Source organism: Ferruginibacter paludis (assembly GCF_030409685.1).
In the GTDB taxonomy this organism is placed as follows: domain Bacteria; phylum Bacteroidota; class Bacteroidia; order Chitinophagales; family Chitinophagaceae; genus Ferruginibacter; species Ferruginibacter paludis.
Genome location: NZ_JAUFQJ010000024.1, coordinates 434,826 through 450,913 on the forward strand (window position 1 = coordinate 434,826; position 16,088 = coordinate 450,913).

The following is a 16,088-nucleotide window of genomic DNA, read 5'->3' on the forward strand; positions in this document are numbered from 1 at the left end:
GACAAAATTCAATAGTTTTGCTTTTGTCGTTATTGAAATTTTGCTAAAAGTAAAAGGTATGAAAATGAATGTTGAAATAAATGAAGAAACTGGAGGAATTAAAATAGACGGAAACGAATACTATGAAGATTATGATGGTTACGATGTTTTTTATAAGGAGATAAAGTTGCTAAAGCTGAGTGTGATTCCAGTCGGCAAAAGTTTCAACTTAATAGAAAAAGTTATCGGTGGTAGCAGGAAAGAATATTACAGCATGTCTCCAAATGCGAAATATACAAATGATCCTTTGTTAGGATTAATTGCCGAATTTCCTATTTGTATACTTGATAAAGAAGGTGATATAGACAAGCTATATTTTGCTGAATATGTCGAGCATCAGATACAAAAAGGAACGAAAAATCTACATAAGTTTTTTGAATCCAAAGTGATTTTCAAACAAGAAACTAGCATATATGATGAAACGGCCTACTTCACTATTTTTATTAAAATGAGTGATATATCTTTTTCTGATGCTGTGTCTTATTTATCTGAGATTGAATCACATTTTTGGGGTACTGGTGAAAGTTCAAGTAAATCACTTTTTATTTGTCATGCATCCGAAGATAAGTCAGTGGCAGAAAGCATTTTTGAATCTCTTAAGGCAAGAGGTTTTACTATATGGTTTGACAAATATGAAATTCTTGTTGGTGATAGCATTGTTGAGAAAGTATCAAATGGACTTGCATCCACGACAGAATTGATAGTACTTTTATCAACAAAATCTGTTGAGAAAAAATGGGTAAGAAAAGAGCTCAATACAATTTTAATGCAGAAGCTGAATGGTAAAGAGGTTAGAATATTGCCGTTAAAAATTGATGAATGTGATATTCCTACTTTATTAGTAGAGTATAAACATTTAGATCTCAAAAATGGATATGACACCTGCATCAATGAACTCGTTCAGTCTATAAGAAGCAGATAAGTCACTTTTTTTCCTCTCCGAGTCTTCGGCCTGAAATTTTCCCAAGCGCATCACCAAAGAAACGTATTTTCTAACTTACTAATAATTAGTTTTTAATTTGGCCTAATCTGTTATAAAAATCATCAATCGACATTTTTAAAGATTCATTATAGACATCAAAAATATCCAGGGTTACTATCACTTCATTTTTCTTCTTATTAATGCAAACCTTATAGACGTTAAATGCAAATGAGGCCTCCTCAATATTATTACATTTTATTCTTTCAATTCCAGCTTGCAAAGTTTTTACAACATGTAAAGTACTTCCCTCCGTATTTATAAAATCATCGAATGTAATCATACAATGTTTTGTAGTGTGTTTGGTTCTCTCATCAAATCTATCCTTAAAATCTAAGTTACTTGATTTGCTACTTTATTATAAAGCTATTGCACCGCAACTCTGTTAGTAGCAATATGCATATACAGCAGTGGAACATAACATGCAAAAAACAAGTGCCCCGCTTTCGATATAAACCATAATCGCTATTTTGCAGCTTATTCAAAAACAACGATCGCATTACCCATACATCAAATGAGTACATGAGTAACCCGGAAGTAATGAAAATGCCTTTTATCGATTTCACAGAAATCGTAAAAGAAGCCTGGCAGGCGTACGACAACAGCCGGCAAATAAAACGTATTGTAGATATCAGCGCCAAAGTTTCTACCAACCATGTGTACCGCATTACGTTTACAGATGACAGCATCATTATTGGCAAGCTTTCTTATTTTGGTGTGTTCGATCATTTTGTGGAAGACCATACCATCATCAATTCCTTATCCAACAATTTACCGGCACCGTTTGAAAATTTTTTGGCCCGCTCACTCACCAAGGGAGAAAAGCTATTTGTCTATCACTATAAAGATTCACTGCTGGATGTATGGGTGGTTTTTTACCGGCCCATCACCATCAAAAAAAGAATGCCGGCAAGGCTGGATGGAGCACAGATCATTAAACTCGGCGAACAGGTGGCTTTGCTGCACAAGGCCTGTCACAGTATACGCAATACCCTGCAGCATTCTTCCAAAACATTGAACACCGATATTGAACACCTGCTACGCAAACTGGAAACACCCGAAGGCAAATACGAACACCGCCTGCAAACAGACCAGATAAAAGCGCAATGCGACCTGTTTATAAAAAACGCCGCCTTGCTGAATGAACCGGCACTGGATAAGATACCCGTGTTTGTTGACTGGAACATCGGCAACTTTTCTGTCACCTCTTCTTTTAAATTATACTCCCGCTGGGATTATGACTGGTTCAGGATCGGCAACCGCGTACTGGATTTTTATTTCTTAAGCCGCGTGGTTTCAGACATCGGTGACAAAACCGCTTTTAGTTATTTTATCGGCCCGATGATGGAAGAAAGGTTTTTATTGTTCCTCCAATCTTACCACAGTGTGTTTCCGCTCACGGAGCCGGAGATCCATTTTTTAAAAGAAGCCTACCGGTTTTTTATTTTGAACTATGTTATAAAAGAAGGCCGGTTTTTCTTTCACGAATTGTTTGCTACCAAATTACAAAGGGAGGCGATCGAAATTTATTTTCCTTCCATTGAAAAGGAATTTAATGCAGATCCAATCCTGAAAGCTTTAAACATTTAATCGTTCTGCATGCAAGAGCTACATTCTTTTTTATCGGTGGCATCCGGCTTTAAAGCGGTGTTTCTCGATTCGTACGGGGTACTAAAAAACTACCAGGGTCTTATTACCGGGGTGGAAAATACCGTGACCACTTTAAGGGAACAGGGTGTTGCCATCCGCATACTCACCAATGATGCCTCCCGCAGCCAGGAGCAACAGGTAGCCGGTTTTAATAAACTGGGTTTGCAGGGTTTACAAACGCATGAAGTAATCACCTCCGGCATGATGGCCAAACATTTTCTGCAGCATAAAATAACCGGTGGAAAGATTGGTTACATGGGCACAGAAAATTCGGCACGTTACATATTGCAGGCCGGGCTGGAACATGTTTCCATTCGTGACATTGATATGGATAAGCAGGATGAAATCAGCGCCTTTGTATTTCTGGATGATGAAGGCTTTGACTGGAATACTGATATCAACAAAACCATCAACCTGCTGCGCAGTACTAAAATCCCGGTGATTGTTGCCAATTCAGATAAGTTGTATCCGGTGTCAAAAAACGATGTAGCCGTAGCAACGGGTGGCATTGCCAAATTGGTGGAGAACTTACTCGGCCGGAAGTTTATGCACTTCGGCAAGCCGGATACGCAGATGTTCACGTATGCCTACAACCGGTTGAAACGCCTGATGCCGGTTACCAAACCCGATATACTGATGGTAGGCGATAACCTGCACACGGATATTTTAGGCGGCAATAAGTTCGGCGTTAAAACCTGCCTGGTACTTTCTGGCAACACCAGCGAACACAGTGTGGAACAACAGATCATGTCAACCGGTATCATTCCTGATTATGTTTGCAGGTCTATTATTACCTGAGGTATCATATAAACCGGAGCTGTAAATTTGGTGTGATGATTCAACTATTGTATAAAATGATAGTGCAAAAACTACCTCCTGCAATCTTTTACTAATGAGGCCCGTACTTAGTTACAAGTGAAAAAAAATACTTTACTGGTTTGAATTGATTGCACTGCTTTTAATGGTGAGTGATGCATTTTTATTTCAGGTACACGATACGGGTGACAGTATTGATTTTTTTTCAAGTGAGCCGGACGGAGGCAGAAGTTCACATTACACGATCTATTACCTTAATACAAAAGCAGGCTTAAAAATACCGTTACCAGAAGATGGAAATTACAATATTCCGGATACCTGCCAACTGACCATCAATAAAGGATTTTTCACAACCAAGCCGGCAAGTGTAGATATTATTGAAGGCACCTACCATCACCACTACCTCACCAGCATTGTAAACAGAACTTTTGGTTCGTTGATGGTAACCGTTACACTGGCATTGTTTATTCTGTTTGTGACCTTGCAATGGGTATTAAAACATTCACTCAATGAGATGCTGTTATTTTTCATTTTATTTTTCGAGCTGTTTTTTATAATTGAAATATGGGTTTGAATTCATCAGTCTGTCCTCCTTCTGGTAATCCACTTCTCCTGCATCATACTTTTCTGGATTTTCATTAACTTTAATAAAATATTTGAATATGAATACCCACGATAAGAAAACGGAAGTACTTGAACTATTAAGCCAGACCAACGATAGCAGTTTAATTGATGAAGTATATGAAATGCTGCATCCCGAATCAGCGATAGAAAATATCAACCTGCAATCACTTCCCGGCGAACTGCAACAAAAGATAAACAAAGCCCTTGATGATTATAAATCCGGCAACTACATCACTCACGAACAGATGAAAGAAAAAGTACAGCAATGGCTTACCAAATAATCTGGACTGCCGAAGCGGATAATGATTTTTACTCCATCATTCATTATTTAAAAGAGCACTGGTCTGATTATTCGGCGGAAAAATTTGCTCACAGAGCACTGAAAAAATTGGAACGAATTGCCGAAATGCCTTATGAGCCAAGGTTTACTTCTCAGCCAGCTATTCAAATGATAAAGCTGGATAAAAAGAACGTATTATTCTATACAATTGAAAATAATTACATGATCCTGCTAAGCATATATCCTTATAAAAGGGATATTACAAAGAGTAAGTACTACTAAGGGGGGATGCGCCTTTTTAAAATTGCTCCCACTAAACCGATTACCACAAATTAAATATTTCTTCAACGGTTTTAAACCTGTAAATTTCCATGCGGGTCTCTGTACAAATTGCCCAGGTCCGTAAACAGAATTACCTGGAAAAAGGTTATGTTTTCATTAAAGCAACGCAAAGGGAATTGCCACACTATCTCAACAACTAATTTTTATAACACACTATTCAACCACAAAACGACTGGCTGAAATTAATTTATTTCCATTGCCAATGATGCGTATAAAATAAATGCCGCCACTCCATTGCTCACTGCTTTTTATGTTTTGCGTAGTGAGTTTGGCCGATGCATTTATTTGTTGCTGCAACACCAGCCTGCCGGTTGCATCTACCACCTGCAACGTATAATAATTGTTGGCTGGTTTCAATTTAAGTGCCACCGAAAATGACGATCCCCGCTGGACAGGATTGGGAAATATTTTTATTGAATCGTTGATGGCGGTCTTTAACCTGGCAGCTGTAACCTTGTATGTTTTTATTGTAGTAACACATCGCATCAGTCCCACAGTTATATTATATCCTCCACTGTTTACAACAACCGCATCCATTGTTTTGGCAAATTTGTGCAGGCTGATTATTTCATTCGCTATCGCAAAACCATCTGCCGGTATGGCTATTTCAATTTCCCTGTTGGCAAAACCAATGGCGCTGATAACAATGGTAACTTTTTGCTGACCTGTTTTAGCGGTTAGTAAAAACCTGCCTGTTGTATCCGTTATTACACCAGCGCCATCTTTTACCTGCACCGTGGCGTTGGCAATTATTTCACTGGTGGCAGCGTCTTTTACCACGCCGGAAAATGTAAACTTATTTTGAACAGGTGCATAGGCTACCAGCCCCATCCTGGCCGTATTGACGATTGGGAGCGTTGCCTTCACCTTACCGATTTTTTGCTGCGCTACGGCTTGCCTGGAAAACAACAATGCAGGTACCAAAAAGCTAAAAAAGTAATTGTGCCAGCGTTGCTTCTTTCCAGTTTCTAACGGCAGGGGTTGCTGCAACTGGCTGTTGTTGAAACGGCCGCAAATAGTAGCATCACTTTTTAAAATGGTATTGTACACTTCGTTGTTGCTCATGCCGGTAAAATCAACTACGTTTTTTTCACAGGCACTACAAAAGCGGCCCTGTTCTGCCGGTTGCATGCTGGCCCAGTTTTTATCGCAGGGTGTTTCAATGGTTAGTTGTATGGTACTCATAAAATAAATGTTGTACTGGTAAAAGATGAGGGGAAAATAAACCGGTAACTTATCTCCGTTACCGGCTTATGCGATCTACTGTTTCAAAGGGAATTCTTGTTTGCTCAAATCATCTTCTTCATCCGGTACATTGGCTCCGGCAATATCCGCAGCGGTTTTCACCAGTTTGATAAACTCTTTCCGGTATCCTTCCGCATCTTTACCAACGGCAGTGTTGGCCAGTTGCAACACACCGGTATAACTGGCATGTTGTTTAAACTCCGAGTTGCGTAACAACATGCCGAAGGATGCTACGGCGGCGGCAAAACGATAATTATCGCTTGTATGCAATTTGCTTTTGCCAGCATAATTGACGGCCTGCTCCAGCAACTGACTGGTGTTGCCAGCGGGTTGTTTATACCGCAGTTTTACCGTCATCCATTCGCTGTTAAAAACAGCTTTTGGAAATTCGGCTTCTGCCTGGTATTTCAATTTGTCAACACTTTTTAAAAAAGGAGAAACTTTACCAACTGGTATAATTTCATACAACGCCGTTACGGTGTGGCCACTGCCCAATTCGCCTGCATCTTTGGTATCATCATTAAAATCTTCTTTGTTCAGCATCCTGTTTTCGTAACCAATCAGCCGGTATCCCTGCACCAGTGCAGGATTAAATTCAACCTGCAGCTTTACATCTTTGGCAATGGTAAATAAGGTGCCGCCAAACTCGGCCACCAATACTTTTTTTGCTTCACTTAAATTATCAATGTAGGCATGATTGCCATTTCCCTTATCCGCCAGCTTTTGCATTTTGGCATCCTGGTAGTTGCCCGTACCAAACCCCATGATGGTTAAAAAAACACCACTCTCCCGCTGCTTTTCAATCAGGCGCTCCAGTTCATCATCACTGCTGGCGCCTACATTAAAATCGCCGTCGGTGCATAATATTACGCGGTTGTTACCCTTGTTTTTAAAATGCGCAAGGGCCGTTTTATATGCCAGTTGTATGCCTTCGCCCCCGGCAGTGGATCCGCCTGCCTGCAAAGCGTCAATGGCATTTTTAATGGTTGTTTTATTGGCACCGCTGGTGGAAGGCAGTACCAGCCCGGCGTTGCCGGCATATACCACAATGGCCACATTGTCCTGCTCCCTTAACTGGTCGGTTAACAATTTCATGGATTGCTGCACCAGCGGCAATTTATCCGGGCTTTCCATGGAGCCGGAAACATCAATTAAAAAAACCAAATTGCTGGCGGGCAAATTTGTTACAGGAATATTTTTTCCCTGCAAGCCAATCAATGCAAGGCGGTGATCAGGGTTCCATGGACAGTCGCCCATTTCGGTGTTGACTGTAAATGGCTGATCTCCTTCTGGCTGCGGGTAATCGTACTTAAAATAGTTGACCATTTCTTCAATGCGCACAGCCCCGGCAGGTGGTAAGCTACCCTGTTGTAACAACCTTCGCACATTGCTGTAAGAGGCGGCATCCACGTCAATTGAAAAAGTGGACAATGGATTTTCTGTTGCTTTTACAAATGCATTTTCTTTTATAAAATCATAGCCTTCCCTGTCTGCTATGTTGTTTGTATACTTATCTTTTTTTAGTCCCGGCTGGGCAGTTATAACCTGTATACCAGCCGCTTTTCCCTGGAGTGCGCCGTTGAGGTTAGCCTTATATACCGGTTTCATCGCGATTGTGCGATCGTAACTATCAACTGCTATTAAATCCGAAGATGAATAGCCCGTAACCACCACTTCCTGTAGTTCATTTGTAGTGTAAGACAACTGTACATTAATTATTTTTTTGCTGCCCACCTTTACCTGTTTGGTTACAAAGCCGACGGCGCTGAAAACCAATGATGCTTTCTCATCCGGCACGGTGATGGAATAAGAGCCATCCGCAGCAGACACAGTAGCGGTTTTTGTATTTTTAACCATGACCGCAACACCAGCTACCGGCTGCTTTGTTTTATCGGTAATTTTTCCTGTTACAACAAACTGGGTGGGCGTTTTAAAAGCAACCAATGCAATGATTGCGATGGCGAGTAGTACGATTATTTTCTGCATAATATTTAATTTATTACACAGATGCAGCGATTAAAAAGATTACATAAAAGCTAAAAATAATTTTTTGCAGCGACAGATTAGAAACAAGGATTATTATTTTGAGTTGCTGCACGAATTGCTGAAAACAGCAACTTACCAGGGTTACAAGGATCGCTGATTGTTAATGTGAAGTACGCATATTTATTTGCTTCTGAACTTTTGACTTTTAAGACGATGGTCTATCTTTCATTTGTAAATAAATTGCTCAAAACAAAATGAAGCTTAGAAGATACTGGTTTATTACTTTTCCAGAAAATCCATATGGTCCACGAAATATTGGCGTAAGTGCTTATACAAAAGAGGAGGCAAAATTATTGATCAGGCAACTGTCATTACGCGATGCATACATGGCGATGATTAGCGCCAGCCTTAATGATACCACAGAGGTGATTGAAGATATTGATACAAGACTTTTGGACCAGGGGCATGTGATAACAAACATGGGCGTGGTTACATTTAAAGGGATTTGGTATCCCAGTTTAAATTTGTCATAAAGCATAATAATAGTGCTCGTTTAAATCCCGGTCTGACCTTCGGTACCGACCGGGATTAAGCATCAATTAATACGTCTTCCTTTTGCGGGCAACCCTTCCGCTTTTCCTGTCTTTAGAACGGCCAATGGCATAGCCGGCACCGCCACCCACTACACCGCCAATGATTGCGCCCGCGGCTTTATTTTTACTTACCACAGCGCCAATTACAGCACCGGAACCAGCACCGATGGCAGTACCTTTTGCCGCATCACTCCAGCCCTTATCACGATTATCAGGAGCAGGAGCGGGAGCAGAAGCTGTGGAGTTGTTACTGTTGCTGGAAGATTTTGTACCGCTGCCGGAAGACTTATGTACCGGAGCCTTAGCAGCTCCGTTACTTGTTGTTGTAGTGGTAGTAGTGGTGGTGGTAGTTGAACTGGTTGTGGAAGTAACACCCGGTTTCAGATGATTTGCTTTGGCGGTGTCACTTAATATACTGCCCTTAGAAAGGCCGCTAGTGTCTACCAGTACCATATTTTTATTGGTATCAAGAGAAGTTTTGTTGTTTTTACATCCCATAAAAAGGACGAGACTTCCAAATGCATAAATGAGCTTTTTCATAACTTTTAATTTTATTTCCTTCACAGGTAGTAACGGAACGTGGTTTAAGGTTTTAAAGTATAAAACATACCAGTTATAAAAAGTGTGCCACATTTTTCTGCCAGTTAAACTGCTTTAACCATATAAATTTTTGCTTTAATACAGAAGATGTGCATCGATTTTTTCACAAAGCAAACGCCAGGTATTCAGATGAGACAATAACAGAACCTTTTGTGTACGTCATTCTCATTACTACCTTGTGTGAAATCATTCCCTGTTTTGCAGCGTGAGATTTTCTTTTGTTTCGTTGTGTGAAACGGAGGTACTAAAATCCTGTTGCTTATACTGCGCCAGTATTTTGGTAAAGGCAGCGCCGAAATAGAGTATCATGGCAGCGTAAAATACAAAAAGCAACAATAATACTATTGAAGCGGAAGCACCGTAAAAATTGGTGATGTTGTTATACGTAAGCAACCAATGCAGCACAATTTTACCAATTGCAAACAGCACGCTGGTAAACAGGGCGCCTGCCCAGGCGATGCGCCATTTTGGACGTACATCTGTGAGATACCGGAATATTAGCAGGAACCAGATAGCAACAATGAGCGTGGATATGATGAAGGCCAGCACCAGGTTGAATAGCGCTGACAGCGAAGGAAAAATGCGGATGAAATAATTGCCGATGAATACCTGTACGGTCTCAATTAAAATACCAACAGAAAACAGCAGGCCGGTTAGCAATATCAGTATCAGCGAGTGCAACCGCTGCTGCAAGGTGGCCAGTACTCTTTTACGCTGGCCGTCTGCCACACTCCATATCTGGCTGATGGAACTCCGGACCACTTTAAAAACGGTGGTAGCCACAAACAATAAAAATACAAAACCCAGCACTGTTGCCAGCAGGTTGAAGGATAACTCCTTTACGGCTTTGATGACTGCCCCTACCTGGCGCACCGCCTCCTTACCGAAAGTATCGGAGAGACTGATAAAAAGTTCGTGCCGGAAAATTTTAGGATCGATGAATAAACCGAATACCTGTACGATGATAATGAGTATGGGGGGCAACGCAAACATGGTAAAAAAGGCGGTGGCACCCGCCATCCTTAAAGGATCGTTCTGCAGAAACAACCTTACGGATGACTTTAATATACCTGCCAATGCTTTAATTGTACTCATGGTAATTGTGCTTACACCAGACCCCGCTTAAAATTTGTGCCATTTTTTAGTGGCAGTAAAAAATGAAGATAATGCATATTGCGGTTACCAATTTTTACCAGGGAAAATAACAGGGTATTTATAAAAAAGCCATTCCCCTGAAGAATGGCTGACGTCGCACATCCCAACATTTTACTGCATCGGCTGAAATGTAAAATCAACAAATCCTGCCGGCGTTTGGCTCAGCGGCAAATCAGGAAACAGCTGCTCCCTGCTGATTTTACCGGCATAGCCGGTTAAGGTAATATCGCCTTTTGTAAAAGGAAACGTAGTTGAGCTTCCATTGAAGTAATAAAACACTTTGGTGTTTACAGACAAAATGTAAGGTGTATTGGCATCGATGGGAATATTCACCACCAGGCTGTCCTTCCATCCATCAGCATGCGTGCAGGCCAGTTGGTTACCCGCAATAATTGATTGATCAGTTACTTTCCAAAGCGTAACACGATACTCGCCGGATTGAGGCAAATGCAGTTTCAATGTTTGGATATTCCCTTTTACTGCCGATTTAAAGGCAACCCCCAGTTCGTAGGTTTGGCCGTCAGATGCAGCCGTTGGATCGGCTTCTTTAATCAACTGTTCTACCGCGCCTTGCTGCACAGGTATTACTGCCGGTGGCTTGCCGGTTTCTTTTTTACAGGAAAAAAAAGAGGTCAGCAACAATGCCGCGGTTACAGATAATGCTATTTTTTTCATGGCGTTAAGTTTTAAACTGTTTGAAATGTGTTTTCCTGATAGTCGCAATCGTTTAAAAAAAGGGAAACAAAAAATAACAGCAGGAAAAATGGAGTTAACATAAATAACATGCGAAGTGCTACCTCAACGGGTGTCATTCTCCTATTTTGAGGTACAACTATTGTTCTTTCAGCCGATCACAATCCGGTTACGCAATAAGTCGTAATTTTAGCGAAAACTATCTGCTGGCTTTTGTTGTATAAAAAATATCCATGGTTTCAAATCTAGGTTCCGCTGCTGTTCCCCCGGGTTATTTGAGTAACCAATATTCGTATGATGAAATGCTGGGTAAAGACGGTCATCTTCGTCCCCACTGGGATGCTTTTTTTAAATCGCTTAACCAGCTGGGCAGTGGCGAATTACAGAACCGCAACAGCGAAATTTCCCGGCTGCTGAAAGAGAATGGTGTTACCTACAATATCTACGGCAACAGCAAAGTTGATAACCGCGACTGGAATATGGATGCGGTACCTTTCCTTATCAGTAAAGAAGAATGGGAAATTACCGAGGCGGCACTTATACAACGTGCCAGCTTGTTTAACCTGTTGCTGCAGGATATTTATGGCGAACAAAAACTAATCAAAAACGGCATCATTCCATTGGAACTGGTGTACAATCATACCGGCTTTTTACGGCAATGTGCCGGCATTAAACTACCCGGAAAACATAGCCTGGTATTGTATTCAGCCGATATGGCCCGCAGCCCGGACGGTAAATTGTGGATCATCAGCGACCGTACGCAGGCACCTTCCGGCTCTGGCTATGCGCTGGAAAACAGAACGGTGATGACCAGGGTTTTACCTGAGCTGTTCAATGGTTTAAAAGTGCGGCACCTTTCGCCTTATTTTGATACCATGAGCAATGCGCTGAATGAACTGGGCGCACGGCATCACCAAAACCCACGCATTGTAATACTAACACCGGGGCCAGGCAATGAAACTTATTTTGAACATTCCTATCTTTCTTCCAACCTGGGTTATACGCTGGTTCAGGGGCACGACCTGATGGTGAAACATAATTTTGTATGGTTGAAAACTTTGAGCGGACTGGAAAAAGTAGATGTAATCATCCGCCGCGTGGATGATATTTACTGCGATCCGCTGGAACTGAAACCCGACAGCCAGTTGGGCGTAGCGGGTTTATTGCAGGTTATCCGCAGTGGCAACGTTAGTATTGCTAATCCGCCAGGGAGCAGCATTTTAGAAAATCCGGGGCTGATGCCTTTTCTGCAAAACGTCTCAAAATACTTTTTTGGCACCAGCCTGCTGATGCCTACCATTGCCAGCTGGTGGTGCGGACAGCCTAAAGAAATGAAATATGTTCTCAACAACATTCAATCGCTGGTAATTAAGAGAATTTACCGCGGCATTAATAAAAGCACTTCTGTTGACGGAGGCAGTTTATCCGCCGCCAAATTAAATGAGCTGAAACAACAGATCATTAAACGCCCATTTTTATTTGTAGGACAGGAAAAGATTAACCTGAGTTCAACCCCTTCGCTGGTGAACGGCAAAATGGAACCACACAAAACAATTTTCAGAAGTTTCCTGGTGAGCAACGGCGACAGCTATACCGCTATGGCCGGCGGCTTGAGCAGAACTTCTTCTGACGCGTTGAACTTCATAGTATCCAACCAATCGGGCGGACAAAGCAAGGACACCTGGATTATTTCTCCGGAGCCGGTGCAATCAATTATACTGCCGAAGAAATTCACTGAAAAAGCTGCTGTCGCTTCCAACGGAGGGGTATTGCCGAGCAACACCGCCGAGAATCTTTTTTGGGTGGGCCGGTATACCGAGCGCTTACTGGGCAACGCCCGTTTTCACCGGACAGTTATTCAGACAATTGCCGAAGGTAACAGGCTGATGATGGAAGCCGATGTACAGGCCGAACAGGTGTTGTTAAAAGCGCTTACACATTACACATTTACTTACCCGGGATTTATAGATGAAGAAGACAAAGACAATGAAGAAAAATTAAAACAGCCCTGGCCTGAAATAAGGGATATCCTGTTCAACGAAACAAGGGCGGGCAGTTTAAAATACGATTTTGTATTGTTCATCCGGGCCGTGCATGCGGTAAGAGACCATTGGTCAACCGATACCTGGCGGGTATTGCGGGGTATGGAAGAAGCCTGGTCAACAATAAAAGACCCTGCTACCACAGGACATCTGAAAATGCAGCATATACTGGATAGCCTTGTTACTTCGGTAGTTGCATTCATCGGGTTGAACAGGGAGAGTATTTCCCGTGAGCAGGGCTGGCTGATGCTGGATATGGGGCGTAAAATGGAACAGTGTCTTTTGCTTACGAGTATGTTGCGGGCAACACTGGTAATTAAAAATGATGACCTGGTTGATTATAAATTACAGGAGGCCGTGCTGGTGAGCAACGAATGCCTTGTGAACTTCCGGTACAAATACCGCTCGCTGATACAATTGCCGCTGGTACTGGATCTGATGATTTTTGATCCGAATAATCCAAGGGCATTATTGTACCAGTTGGACAGGTTAAAAAAGAGTTTGGCCAATTTGCCAAAAACTACCGAAACAACCCTGGCAGCGCATGATTTGTTTATTATCGAAGCCTACCAGCTAATTCACAGCGCCAGCAAAGAAAAGTTATCCCTGCCGGATAAAGCAGCCGGGCAGTATTTAAACCTGGACGCCTTTTTATCTGACATGTATGATATATTATCAGGTATACAAAACGCGGTTTCTAAAACTTACTTTGTACATGCCCAGTCACAAAAACAATTGTTTACAACAGATACACCCGAAGGGGATTTTTTTGAATAAGTCGACGGGTGTAACTGTTGTCTTAAAAATTACATCGCCACTATTTTTCAGCAAGCCTAAAATGTTATAAGAAAGGTTTAAATCAATATACAGATGTACCACAGAGTTATTCATAAAACAGACTATATATACCAGGAATCGGTGAGCCTTTGCCATAATATTGTGCGCCTTACGCCCCGCAGCACCAATAAACAATTCTGCAAATCTTCTGTGATTAAAATCGTTCCGGAACCGGATGTACTGATTGAATACGAAGATTTTTTTGGTAATAAACTGGTTTATTTTACCATAGAAAAAGAACATAAAAAACTGAGTGTACATGTTACTTCGGAAATAGAAAAATTATTGCCGGCAAATGAGCGGCCACCGCAAAACAATCCTGTAACCTGGGAGGAGACCTGCTTGCTGACGGCAGCTTCCGCCAATGGTTTAACAGATGTAAAACAGTTCATTGCCTCCACCCCTATGACGGAAGCGGATGATGCCATTGAAGCGTACGCCAAAGAATCTTTTCCGCAAGGCCGGCCGTTGTATGAAGGATGCAAAAACCTGATGAACCGCATCTTTGCCGATTTTAAATTTCAGGCTGGCTTTACTACTATCTCAACGCCCCTTTCGGTAGTGATGAAAGAAAGAAAAGGTGTTTGCCAGGATTTTGCACACCTCGCCATTGCCTGCCTGCGTTCACTCGGTTTACCTACCAGGTATATCAGCGGTTATATTGAAACTATTCCGCCGCCGGGTGTTGAAAAACTGGTCGGCGTTGATGCTTCCCATGCCTGGTTTGCTGTGTACATTCCCAACAGTGGTTGGGTAGAATTCGATCCCACCAACAACCTGATTCCGGATAACCAGCACATCGCCATCGGCTGGGGAAGAGATTATGCAGACATTACGCCGCTAAAGGGTGTAATCATGAGCAGTGGTAAACACGAGCTGCGGGTATCTGTTGATGTCAGACGAGTCCGTTAGTGTTTCACGCAAAGAAACAAAGTAAGATGAGAGTACAAAGTTATTTTTTGAAAATTCCTGCATAAGTTGGCGCCAATTTTTCCATTGATTTTATAGCCTATGTCTTATTTAAATTAATTGACGAAAGAAATCGTTGTGCCTGTTGTAATCGTTGTTTCGTTGTGTGAAATAAAAAATGGAATAATTATTGGCTGAGGCGGTAATAAAAAAAGTAATGAAATTATATACCTGTACCAGTTGTGGTAATCCCATTTATTTTGAAAATTCAACCTGCCTGCAATGCAGTCATGCACTTGGTTTTGATGACAGTAAGTTTAAATTGGTGGCGCTGGAAAACAATCAAAATGCCTATTCAGAAGTTAATAATAAAAACGAATTATACCACTACTGTTCCAATGCGGTGATGGGTACCTGCAACTGGCTTATTCCTGTTAACAGTGCTTCACCATTTTGTACAGCCTGCGAATTAAACAGAATCATCCCCGAACTTAACACTGCTGATAACCAGGCTAAATGGAAGCGAATTGAAGTTGCAAAACACCGGCTGGTATATTCGTTGCTGCGGTTGCGACTGCCCGTGAAGGCTAAGCAAAACCCTGACGATGCGGAAGGTATTGCCTTTGATTTTATGGCAGATGTTTCCCCAGAAGAAAGAATTATGACCGGTCATGATAACGGTATCATTACGCTGAATATTGAAGAAGCCGATGAAGCGGAACGGGCCAAACACAAATCAGAACTTGGTGAAAGGTACCGCACGCTGCTGGGGCATTTCCGCCACGAAATTGGTCATTATTACTGGGAAATATTGATCAAGGACAGTCCTTACCTTGAGAAATACCGGCAGCTGTTTGGCGATGAACAAAAAGACTATGGTGAGGCATTGCAGACGTATTATGCCAACCAAACCCCTGCCAACTGGAATGATGCTTTTATTAGTCCATATGCTACGGCGCACCCGTGGGAGGACTGGGCAGAAACATGGGCGCATTACATGCACATGATGGATACGCTGGAGACCGCGTGGTCGTTTGGCATAAACATACAACGGCCCGAAATTAAAACCAGCATCAGCAATGACCCTTATAGTGAATCTAATTTCACCAATATTATCAACCGCTGGTACCCGCTTGCTTTCGCTGTAAACAGCCTAAACAGAAGCATGGGCCACGCAGACTTTTATCCCTTTGTAATTTCAGCACCTGTGGTGCAAAAATTACAATTTATCCATGAAGTATGTGGTGTTGGAAAAAATAAATAGGCATTAATAAAAAGTGCGGTTCCTGTAAAGCAGG

The 16,088-nt window shown here is 41.9% G+C and carries 16 protein-coding genes; 10 read left to right on the plus strand and 6 right to left on the minus strand.

The window, feature by feature from the left end:
• Positions 1 to 58: 58 nt before the first annotated feature.
• Positions 59 to 961, plus strand: a complete 903-nt coding sequence (locus tag QWZ08_RS26255) for a toll/interleukin-1 receptor domain-containing protein (protein ID WP_290340690.1) — start codon at positions 59 to 61, stop codon at positions 959 to 961.
• A gap of 85 nt (positions 962 to 1,046) precedes the next feature.
• Here QWZ08_RS26255 and QWZ08_RS26260 read toward each other — a convergent pair whose 3' ends face one another.
• A complete protein-coding gene (locus QWZ08_RS26260; RefSeq protein ID WP_290340691.1) occupies positions 1,047 to 1,301 on the minus strand; it encodes a hypothetical protein in 255 nt (84 codons plus the stop codon).
• 239 nt (positions 1,302 to 1,540) lie between these two features.
• On the opposite strand from QWZ08_RS26260, the gene QWZ08_RS26265 reads away from it, so the two are divergent.
• From QWZ08_RS26265 to QWZ08_RS26285, 5 genes are all read left to right on the plus strand, one after another.
• Entirely contained in the window at positions 1,541 to 2,608 is a 1,068-nt protein-coding gene (locus tag QWZ08_RS26265; protein ID WP_290340692.1) for an aminoglycoside phosphotransferase/kinase family protein, read from the plus strand.
• Positions 2,609 to 2,617: 9 nt separating this feature from the next.
• Positions 2,618 to 3,466, plus strand: a complete 849-nt coding sequence (locus tag QWZ08_RS26270) for an HAD-IIA family hydrolase (protein WP_290340693.1) — start codon at positions 2,618 to 2,620, stop codon at positions 3,464 to 3,466.
• Between the two features lie 145 nt (positions 3,467 to 3,611).
• Entirely contained in the window at positions 3,612 to 4,058 is a 447-nt protein-coding gene (locus tag QWZ08_RS26275) for a hypothetical protein (protein ID WP_290340694.1), read from the plus strand.
• An 88-nt stretch (positions 4,059 to 4,146) separates the two neighbouring features.
• Positions 4,147 to 4,389: a hypothetical protein gene (locus QWZ08_RS26280; protein ID WP_290340695.1), complete on the plus strand. Its 243-nt coding sequence runs from the start codon at positions 4,147 to 4,149 to the stop codon at positions 4,387 to 4,389.
• Positions 4,374 to 4,670 carry a type II toxin-antitoxin system RelE/ParE family toxin gene (locus tag QWZ08_RS26285; RefSeq protein ID WP_290340696.1) on the plus strand — a complete coding sequence of 99 codons (297 nt, stop codon included), beginning with the start codon at positions 4,374 to 4,376 and terminating at the stop codon, positions 4,668 to 4,670. Before QWZ08_RS26280 ends, QWZ08_RS26285 begins: the two co-directional genes overlap by 16 nt.
• Before the next feature lie 213 nt (positions 4,671 to 4,883).
• On the opposite strand, the gene QWZ08_RS26290 is transcribed toward QWZ08_RS26285, so the two are convergent.
• Both QWZ08_RS26290 and QWZ08_RS26295 read right to left on the minus strand, forming a co-directional pair.
• Positions 4,884 to 5,915 (minus strand): carboxypeptidase-like regulatory domain-containing protein, encoded by a 1,032-nt coding sequence (locus tag QWZ08_RS26290; RefSeq protein WP_290340697.1) that lies wholly within the window; start codon positions 5,913 to 5,915, stop codon positions 4,884 to 4,886.
• Positions 5,916 to 5,990: 75 nt separating this feature from the next.
• The gene (locus tag QWZ08_RS26295; protein ID WP_290340698.1) at positions 5,991 to 7,961 is read right to left on the minus strand and encodes a vWA domain-containing protein; all 1,971 of its coding nucleotides are present in this window, start codon (positions 7,959 to 7,961) and stop codon (positions 5,991 to 5,993) included.
• A 254-nt stretch (positions 7,962 to 8,215) separates the two neighbouring features.
• Here QWZ08_RS26295 and QWZ08_RS26300 point away from each other — a divergent pair, with 254 nt between their 5' ends.
• Complete coding sequence (locus tag QWZ08_RS26300; RefSeq protein WP_290340699.1) at positions 8,216 to 8,494, plus strand: hypothetical protein; 279 nt, start codon at positions 8,216 to 8,218, stop codon at positions 8,492 to 8,494.
• A gap of 66 nt (positions 8,495 to 8,560) precedes the next feature.
• Here QWZ08_RS26300 and QWZ08_RS26305 read toward each other — a convergent pair whose 3' ends face one another.
• The 3 genes from QWZ08_RS26305 to QWZ08_RS26315 form a co-directional block, all read right to left on the minus strand.
• Entirely contained in the window at positions 8,561 to 9,094 is a 534-nt protein-coding gene (locus QWZ08_RS26305; protein WP_290340700.1) for a YMGG-like glycine zipper-containing protein, read from the minus strand.
• Positions 9,095 to 9,340: 246 nt separating this feature from the next.
• A complete protein-coding gene (locus tag QWZ08_RS26310; protein WP_290340701.1) occupies positions 9,341 to 10,249 on the minus strand; it encodes a YihY/virulence factor BrkB family protein in 909 nt (302 codons plus the stop codon).
• A 171-nt stretch (positions 10,250 to 10,420) separates the two neighbouring features.
• Positions 10,421 to 10,984 carry a DUF4082 domain-containing protein gene (locus QWZ08_RS26315; protein ID WP_290340702.1) on the minus strand — a complete coding sequence of 188 codons (564 nt, stop codon included), beginning with the start codon at positions 10,982 to 10,984 and terminating at the stop codon, positions 10,421 to 10,423.
• A gap of 251 nt (positions 10,985 to 11,235) precedes the next feature.
• Here QWZ08_RS26315 and QWZ08_RS26320 point away from each other — a divergent pair, with 251 nt between their 5' ends.
• From QWZ08_RS26320 to QWZ08_RS26330, 3 genes are all read left to right on the plus strand, one after another.
• Entirely contained in the window at positions 11,236 to 13,821 is a 2,586-nt protein-coding gene (locus QWZ08_RS26320; RefSeq protein ID WP_290340703.1) for a circularly permuted type 2 ATP-grasp protein, read from the plus strand.
• 93 nt (positions 13,822 to 13,914) lie between these two features.
• On the plus strand, positions 13,915 to 14,793 hold the full coding sequence (locus QWZ08_RS26325) for a transglutaminase family protein (RefSeq protein ID WP_290340704.1): 879 nt from the start codon (positions 13,915 to 13,917) through the stop codon (positions 14,791 to 14,793).
• Between the two features lie 214 nt (positions 14,794 to 15,007).
• A complete protein-coding gene (locus tag QWZ08_RS26330; protein WP_290340705.1) occupies positions 15,008 to 16,054 on the plus strand; it encodes a zinc-binding metallopeptidase family protein in 1,047 nt (348 codons plus the stop codon).
• Positions 16,055 to 16,088: the final 34 nt, after the last annotated feature.

Coding starts and splice junctions, on each gene's coding strand:
- QWZ08_RS26305 (WP_290340700.1), bottom strand. CDS start 9,094: ATGAAAAAGCTCATTTATGCATTTGGAAGTCTCGTCCTTTTTATGGGA.
- QWZ08_RS26315 (WP_290340702.1), bottom strand. CDS start 10,984: ATGAAAAAAATAGCATTATCTGTAACCGCGGCATTGTTGCTGACCTCT.
- QWZ08_RS26290 (WP_290340697.1), bottom strand. CDS start 5,915: ATGAGTACCATACAACTAACCATTGAAACACCCTGCGATAAAAACTGG.
- QWZ08_RS26255 (WP_290340690.1), top strand. CDS start 59: ATGAAAATGAATGTTGAAATAAATGAAGAAACTGGAGGAATTAAAATA.
- QWZ08_RS26325 (WP_290340704.1), top strand. CDS start 13,915: ATGTACCACAGAGTTATTCATAAAACAGACTATATATACCAGGAATCG.
- QWZ08_RS26285 (WP_290340696.1), top strand. CDS start 4,374: ATGGCTTACCAAATAATCTGGACTGCCGAAGCGGATAATGATTTTTAC.
- QWZ08_RS26265 (WP_290340692.1), top strand. CDS start 1,541: ATGAGTAACCCGGAAGTAATGAAAATGCCTTTTATCGATTTCACAGAA.
- QWZ08_RS26270 (WP_290340693.1), top strand. CDS start 2,618: ATGCAAGAGCTACATTCTTTTTTATCGGTGGCATCCGGCTTTAAAGCG.
- QWZ08_RS26330 (WP_290340705.1), top strand. CDS start 15,008: ATGAAATTATATACCTGTACCAGTTGTGGTAATCCCATTTATTTTGAA.
- QWZ08_RS26280 (WP_290340695.1), top strand. CDS start 4,147: ATGAATACCCACGATAAGAAAACGGAAGTACTTGAACTATTAAGCCAG.
- QWZ08_RS26320 (WP_290340703.1), top strand. CDS start 11,236: ATGGTTTCAAATCTAGGTTCCGCTGCTGTTCCCCCGGGTTATTTGAGT.
- QWZ08_RS26300 (WP_290340699.1), top strand. CDS start 8,216: ATGAAGCTTAGAAGATACTGGTTTATTACTTTTCCAGAAAATCCATAT.
- QWZ08_RS26260 (WP_290340691.1), bottom strand. CDS start 1,301: ATGATTACATTCGATGATTTTATAAATACGGAGGGAAGTACTTTACAT.
- QWZ08_RS26310 (WP_290340701.1), bottom strand. CDS start 10,249: ATGAGTACAATTAAAGCATTGGCAGGTATATTAAAGTCATCCGTAAGG.
- QWZ08_RS26295 (WP_290340698.1), bottom strand. CDS start 7,961: ATGCAGAAAATAATCGTACTACTCGCCATCGCAATCATTGCATTGGTT.